This is a genomic window from Streptomyces sp. NPDC127106 (assembly GCF_042677605.1).
Classification (GTDB): Bacteria; Actinomycetota; Actinomycetes; order Streptomycetales; family Streptomycetaceae; genus Streptomyces.
In genome coordinates, this window is sequence record NZ_JBHXTC010000019.1 from 29,319 (window position 1) to 35,847 (window position 6,529).

Here is a 6,529-nt window from a genome sequence, read left to right on the forward strand (position 1 = left end):
GCGGCCCGCCTTAAACACCACCTGGGCCGGGGTGTGGTTCCCGGGCCCCTCACCGGGACCCCCCCCCCCCCCCCCCCGGGCGGGGGGCCCCCCCCGCCCCCCCCCCCGGGCCCCCCCCCCGCCGCGTGCGCGGGCCGTGCGCGCCGGGGTCAGGCCGTGCCCTTCTTCCCGCCGCGCACCGACATGTAGACCATCTCCCCGAGGGCGACGATCGCGATCGCACCGGCGAGCTGGAGCAGGTGCCGGGTCCAGTCGATGCCCGCGGTCTCCGCGACGCCCATCCAGCCGGCGACGGCGTTGCCGAGGATGGCGCCGACCATGCCGAAGAGCGTGGTCAGCCAGAGCGGCTGGTGCTGTTTGCCCGAGAGGACGGCCTTGGCGATGAGGCCCAGCACGAAACCTACGATGATCGCCCACAACCACTGCATGTCGAGCCTCCTCGTGGCGCGTGGTGCGCAGATGGGCCCAGTTTCGACCCGTCCGGCGTACTGCGCATTCCGGGCATGGCCGTTCAGGGGCCACCCCCTCTCCGGCCCGCAGCGGCCTCGGCGTACGGTGGGAGGGTCCGGGCCGCGGAACGCCCGGGAGTCGGATCGGGCGGTGGAGCGTGCTGCGGAGGAAGCGAAACGGGGCCGAGGTCTTCCGGATCACCGGGGCCCGGCTGGGCCTCGACGAGGACGTGCGGGGTCGGCAGCGCCGGTACGTGATCTCGATGGTGATCCGGACGCTGTCGGTCATCGCGACGGTGCTCCTGTGGAACGTGGAGCGGTACGTGGCGGTCGTGACGCTCGTTGCGGGCGCGCTGCTGCCGTACGTGGCCGTGGTCATCGCCAACGCGGGGCGCGAGTCGACGCCGAAGCTGCCCTCGAATTTCCTGCCGCCACCTGCACGTCCGGCGCTGGAGGCGGGAAACCTCAGGAAAACCTCAGATCAATCATGAAGTTCCGGTGCACCGCACCGGGTCGTGCGTGACATACTGCCTACGCGCTCCGCATCCCCCGTCGGAGCGACGGACCGACGCCGGGCAGCTCCCCCCGTGGCTGCTCGGCGTCGCCCTTTCCCGGGCCCGGTTTGTAGGGTTGAGCCGTGAACTCCCCTGACTCCCCCGAGACTCCCACCTGTTCCGCCAAGGGCTGCCGTGCGGCGGCCGTCTGGGTGCTGGCGTGGAACAACCCGAAGCTGCACGCGCCGGAGCGGCGCAAGACCTGGCTCGCCTGCGAGGAGCACCGCGAGCACCTGTCGCAGTTCCTGGGGGTCCGCGGCTTCCTCAAGGACGTGGTGAAACTGACGGAGTGGGTGCAGCCGGAGGGGTCGGAGCGCCGCTAGCCGCAGCGGGCGCCGACGGCGCCCGACGGCGTTCCCGGCTAGCCGCCGATCGCCGACATGGGGCGCTCGGGCTGGAGGAAGGACGGGTCATCGAGCCCGGACCCGGCCTTCTTGCCCCACATCGCCGTCTTCCACAGTCCGGCGATCTCCTCGTCGGGGGCACCGGCGCGCAGGGCTCCGCGCAGGTCCGTCTCCTCGGTGGCGAACAGGCACGTACGGACCTGGCCGTCGGCGGTGAGCCGGGTGCGGTCGCAGGCGCTGCAGAAGGGGCGGGTCACCGAGGCGATGACCCCGACGGTGGCCGGGCCGCCGTCGACGATCCAGCGCTCGGCGGGTGCGGAGCCGCGCTCCTCGGCGCCTTCCTCGGTGAGGGCGAAGCGGGTGCGCAGGGAGGCGAGGATGTCACCGGCCGTGATCATGCCGTCGCGCTTCCAGCCGTGCTGGGCGTCCAGCGGCATCTGCTCGATGAAGCGGAGCTCGTAGCCGTTCTCGACGGCCCAGGCCAGCAGGTCGGGGGCCTCGTCGTCGTTCAGGCCGGGCATCAGGACTGCGTTGACCTTGACCGGGGTCAGGCCGGCCGCGCGGGCGGCGACCATGCCGTCGATGACGTCGTGGTGCCGGTCACGCCGGGTGAGGGTCTTGAAGACGTCGGGTCGCAGGGTGTCCAGCGACACGTTGACCCTGTCCAGACCGGCGGCCTTGAGCGCCTGTGCGGTGCGCCGCAGACCTATGCCGTTGGTGGTCAGCGACATCCTGGGGCGGGGCTCCAGGGCGGCGCACTGCTCGACGATCCCGACCAGGCCGGGGCGCAGCAGCGGCTCGCCGCCGGTGAAGCGGACCTCGGTGATCCCGAGCCGGGTGACGGCGATGCGGATCAGCCGGACGATCTCCTCGTCGGTGAGCAGGTCCGACTTGCCCAGCCACTGCAGGCCTTCTTCGGGCATGCAGTACGTACAGCGCAGATTGCACCGGTCGGTGAGCGAAACGCGCAGGTCAGTGGCCACGCGGCCGTAGGTGTCGAGAAGCACTGGGGCCCCCTCCGCGGTCCGGTTCCTGAACGATGTGCGCCGCCTGGGTGGAGAGTGCATGCGCTGTGATCGAGCCTACGCGAGAGAGGTACTGCGGTGGGATACCCGTTCGAACGAGAGACGGCGTGGCCGTGTCGTACGGAACTACGACACGGCCACGTCGTGCAGGCGGCGCGTTCACCCGGGCGGGGTGCGTCAGTGGGCGCCGGTTCCGGTGAGGGAGCGGACCTCCAGCTCCGCGAACTTCTGCGGGTCGGCCTTCTCCTTGGACAGGACGGTGCCCAGCCAGCCCAGCAGGAAGCCCAGCGGGATGGAGACGATGCCGGGGTTCTCCAGCGGGAACCAGTAGAAGTCGGCGTCCTTGAACATCGACGTGGCCTTGCCGGAGACGACCGGCGAGAACAGCACCAGGACCACCGAGGAGACCAGGCCCCCGTAGATCGACCACAGCGCGCCCCGGGTGGTGAAGCGCTTCCAGAAGAGGCTGTAGAGGATCGTCGGCAGGTTGGCGGAGGCGGCGACCGCGAAGGCGAGGGCGACGAGACCGGCGACGTTGAGGTCGCGGGCCAGGGCGCCGAGGAAGATGGCGACGGCACCGATGACGACGGTGGACCAGCGGGCCGCCCTGACCTCTTCCTCCTCGGTGGCGTTGCCCTTGCGGATCACGTTCACGTACAGGTCGTGGGCGAAGGACGAGGACGAGGCGAGGGTGAGGCCGGCGACGACCGCGAGGATGGTGGCGAACGCGACCGCGGAGATCACGGCGAGCAGGATCGCGCCCCCGGTGGAGCCCGCTCCGCCGCCGAGTTCCTGGGCGACCAGCGGGGCCGCGGTGTTGCCGGCCTTGTTGGAGGCGATGATGTCGGTCCGCTTGAGCAGGGCGGCGGCGCCGAAGCCGAGGGCGATGGTCATCAGGTAGAAGGCGCCGATGATGCCGATGGCCCAGTTCACGGACTTGCGGGCGGCCTTGGCCGTGGGAACGGTGTAGAAGCGGATCAGGATGTGCGGCAGTCCCGCGGTGCCCAGGACGAGGGCGATGCCGAGGGAGATGAAGTCCAGCTTCGAGGTGGAGTCCTTGCCGTACTTCAGCCCCGGCTCCAGGAATTTCGCGCCCTGCCCGCTGTTCTCGGCGGCGGTGCCGAGCAGGTCGGAGATGTTGAAGTTGAACTTGAGCAGCACCAGGAAGGTGATCAGCAGCGCGCCCGCGATCAGCAGCACCGCCTTGATCATCTGGACCCAGGTGGTGCCCTTCATGCCGCCGACGGTCACGTAGACGATCATCAGGAGGCCGACCAGCGCGACCACGGCGATCTTGCCGCCGTCGCTGGTGATGCCCAGCAGCAGCGAGACGAGCACGCCCGCGCCCGCCATCTGGGCGAGCAGGTAGAAGATCGACACCACGATGGTGGAGGTGCCGGCGGCGGTGCGCACGGGCCGCTGGCGCATCCGGAAGGCCAGGACGTCGCCCATCGTGTAGCGGCCCGAGTTGCGCAGCGGCTCGGCGACCAGCAGCAGGGCCACGAGCCAGGCCACGAGGAATCCGATGGAGTACAGGAAGCCGTCGTAGCCGAAGAGGGCGATGGCGCCGGCGATGCCGAGGAAGGACGCGGCGGACATGTAGTCGCCGGAGATGGCGAGGCCGTTCTGGAATCCGGTGAACTGGCGTCCGCCCGCGTAGAAGTCGGCGGCGTCCCGGGTCTGGCGGCCGGCCCAGACCGTGATGATCAGGGTCGCGACGACGAACAGGCCGAAGAGGGTGATGATCAGCGGCCGGTGCTCGCCGGCGCCGGCCGCGGCCGTGGTGTGCGGCGCCGCGGCCGCCGTGAGGTGCAGCGTGCCGCTCATGCGCCGTTCTCCATCCGCGCCTTGATGGCCTCCGCCTTCGGGTCGAGCTTCTCGGCCGCGTGCCCCGCGTACAGCCAGGCGATGAGGAACGTCGTCGCGAACTGGCCGAGGCCGAGGACGAGGGCGACGTTGATGTTGCCGAAGAGCTTGGTCCCCATGAAGCCGCCGGCGTAGTTGGACAGCAGGACGTAGAGCAGGTACCAGGCGATGAAGGCGACGGTGAGCGGGAAGGCGAACGAGCGGTGGGAACGGCGCAGCCCGGCGAACTCGGCGCTCTGCTGGACGGCGACGAACTGCTCGGCGGTGGGGCTGGCCGTGGACGTTCCCGCGCTGCCCGGCGGCGGCGCTGCTTCGGTGGTCACGGGGGGCTCTCCTTGTGACGCTGGTGCGGTGGGGACGGACAAATCAACCTCCGTGCGGGGGGACGGGCGAACCGGGCCCCCCTGACAACGGCACGGACGGGAGCCCGGGACGGTTCGACATCCCTGGATTCTTTGGAAACTGATTCCTCGAACTGATGGCGGAGAGGCGAGCACCGGCATTAGGTTCACCTGTCATGAACCCGTCGTCCTGCGCGACCGCGCGCGGACGACTTTTTCACGGATGATGTGGAGAACCCATGGCTCATCTGGGATCCGGCCGCCGGCGCCTCGCCGTACCGGTCGGCCTGGCGCTCACCGCCTCGCTCGCCTTCCTGCCCTCGGTCGCGGCCTCCGCCGCCCCGCTGGGCACCACGGCGGACACCGCCGCGGCGGCGAAGGCCGACACGACCGGCCCGAAGCTGTCGTACGTGGCGAACCTGACCGCGTACGGGACGGTGAAGCAGGCCAAGAAGGCCGTCGAGCGCGCCGGCGGAACGGTGGTGACGGCCTATGAGCAGATCGGCGTGGTCGTCGCGCACTCCCAGAACCCGGAGTTCGCCACGACGCTGCGGGCGCAGAAGAGCCTGTTCGTGTCGGTCGGCGCCACCCGCACGGCCCCCCTGCAGGCGGTGCAGACCACCGACGAGGGCGCCACGCAGAAGCTGAGCGCGGCGGACGCCGCCAAGGCCGCCACGGCGGCGCAGGCGGATCAGGAGCCGCTGGAGCCCAACCAGTGGGACCTGCGGACGATCAAGGCCGACCAGGCTCACAAGATCAACGATGGCAGCCCCGACGTCACCGTGGGCGTCATCGACACGGGTGTCGACGACACCCACCCGGATCTCGCGCCGAACTTCTCCCGGGCGCAGTCGGCCAACTGCGTCGGCGGCGTCGCCGACACCTCCGAGGGCGCCTGGCGCCCGTACCCGGACGGCAGCGACCACGGCACCCACGTGGCCGGCACCATAGCCGCGGCCCGCAACGGCGTCGGCATCAGCGGTGTCGCCCCGGGCGTCAAGGTCGCCGGCATCAAGGTGAGCGAGCCCGGGACCAGCCTCTTCTACACCGAGGCGGTCGTGTGCGGCTTCATGTTCGCCGCCGAGAAGGGGATCGAGGTGACCAACAACAGCTACTACGTCGACCCGTGGCTCTACAACTGCAAGTCGGACAGCGACCAGGGCGCGCTGGTGGAGGCCCTCACCCGGGCCACCAAGTACGCCGAGCGCAAGGGCGTCCTCAGCGTCGCCTCGGCCGGCAACTCGAACCACGACCTGGCGGCGGACTCGATCCTCGACGACTCCAGCCCGAACGACACCACCCCGGGCCCGCGCACCATCGACCCGAAGGTCTGCCTGGACCTGCCGACGCAGCTGCCCGGCGTGGTCACGGTGAGCGCGACCGGTGACAAGGGCTTCAAGTCGTACTACTCCAGCTACGGCCTCGGGGTCGTCGACGTGGCCGCTCCCGGCGGCGACAAGTGGCAGGTCCCGGCCACCCCGGACGCCAACGGCCGCGTGCTGTCGACCGTCCCGGGCGGCGGCTGGGGCTACAAGCAGGGCACCTCGATGGCCGCCCCGCACGCGGCGGGCGTCGCGGCGCTGCTCAAGAGCGCCCACCCGGAGGCCTCGCCGGCGCAGCTCCAGCGCCTGATGAAGGCCCAGGCCACCAAGGCGGACTGCCCGGCGCAGGTGTACGACGCCACGGGCGCGCTGGTCGACGCCACCACGTGCTCGAGCAAGTGGGGCCAGACGGGCTACTACGGCTACGGCGTGGTCGACGCGCTGAAGGCCGTCAAGTAACCGTCACCGGTAGCCAGTAGTGCCGAGGGGGGGGGCGGGGGGGGGGGCCCGCCCCCCCCGGGGGGGGGGGGGGGGGGCGGGGGGGGGGGTGGGGCGGGGGGGGGGGGGGGGGGGGGGCTCGGGGGGGGGGGGGGGGCTCGGGGAGGGGGTCGGGGGGGAGGGGCCGCGC

Annotated in this window: 7 protein-coding genes; 3 read left to right on the forward strand and 4 right to left on the reverse strand. The window is 71.2% G+C overall.

What is annotated here, in order from left to right; all coding sequences use genetic code 11:
• Nucleotides 1–149: 149 nt before the first annotated feature.
• Complete coding sequence (locus ACFVGY_RS18000; RefSeq protein WP_385677946.1) at nt 150–428, reverse strand: GlsB/YeaQ/YmgE family stress response membrane protein; 279 nt, start codon at nt 426–428, stop codon at nt 150–152.
• A gap of 179 nt (nt 429–607) precedes the next feature.
• Here ACFVGY_RS18000 and ACFVGY_RS18005 point away from each other — a divergent pair, with 179 nt between their 5' ends.
• Both ACFVGY_RS18005 and ACFVGY_RS18010 read left to right on the forward strand, forming a co-directional pair.
• A complete protein-coding gene (locus ACFVGY_RS18005; RefSeq protein ID WP_385677949.1) occupies nt 608–940 on the forward strand; it encodes a DUF3099 domain-containing protein in 333 nt (110 codons plus the stop codon).
• 146 nt (nt 941–1,086) lie between these two features.
• Nucleotides 1,087–1,326, forward strand: coding sequence for a hypothetical protein (locus tag ACFVGY_RS18010; RefSeq protein WP_385677951.1), 240 nt, complete (start codon nt 1,087–1,089; stop codon nt 1,324–1,326).
• Nucleotides 1,327–1,364: 38 nt separating this feature from the next.
• Here ACFVGY_RS18010 and moaA read toward each other — a convergent pair whose 3' ends face one another.
• The 3 genes from moaA to ACFVGY_RS18025 form a co-directional block, all read right to left on the reverse strand.
• Nucleotides 1,365–2,354, reverse strand: coding sequence for a GTP 3',8-cyclase MoaA (moaA, locus tag ACFVGY_RS18015; RefSeq protein WP_385677954.1), 990 nt, complete (start codon nt 2,352–2,354; stop codon nt 1,365–1,367).
• 195 nt (nt 2,355–2,549) lie between these two features.
• Nucleotides 2,550–4,199, reverse strand: coding sequence for a cation acetate symporter (locus ACFVGY_RS18020; protein WP_385677957.1), 1,650 nt, complete (start codon nt 4,197–4,199; stop codon nt 2,550–2,552).
• Nucleotides 4,196–4,561 (reverse strand): DUF485 domain-containing protein, encoded by a 366-nt coding sequence (locus ACFVGY_RS18025; protein ID WP_385677959.1) that lies wholly within the window; start codon nt 4,559–4,561, stop codon nt 4,196–4,198. Before ACFVGY_RS18025 ends, ACFVGY_RS18020 begins: the two co-directional genes overlap by 4 nt.
• Before the next feature lie 257 nt (nt 4,562–4,818).
• Here ACFVGY_RS18025 and ACFVGY_RS18030 point away from each other — a divergent pair, with 257 nt between their 5' ends.
• Nucleotides 4,819–6,360: a S8 family serine peptidase gene (locus ACFVGY_RS18030; RefSeq protein WP_385677962.1), complete on the forward strand. Its 1,542-nt coding sequence runs from the start codon at nt 4,819–4,821 to the stop codon at nt 6,358–6,360.
• Nucleotides 6,361–6,529 lie beyond the last annotated feature (169 nt).

What these genes read in the sequence shown, in the direction of transcription:
- ACFVGY_RS18000 (WP_385677946.1), bottom strand. Translation starts at nt 428, where the DNA reads ATGCAGTGGTTGTGGGCGATCATCGTAGGTTTCGTGCTGGGCCTCATC.
- ACFVGY_RS18020 (WP_385677957.1), bottom strand. Translation starts at nt 4,199, where the DNA reads ATGAGCGGCACGCTGCACCTCACGGCGGCCGCGGCGCCGCACACCACG.
- ACFVGY_RS18030 (WP_385677962.1), top strand. Translation starts at nt 4,819, where the DNA reads ATGGCTCATCTGGGATCCGGCCGCCGGCGCCTCGCCGTACCGGTCGGC.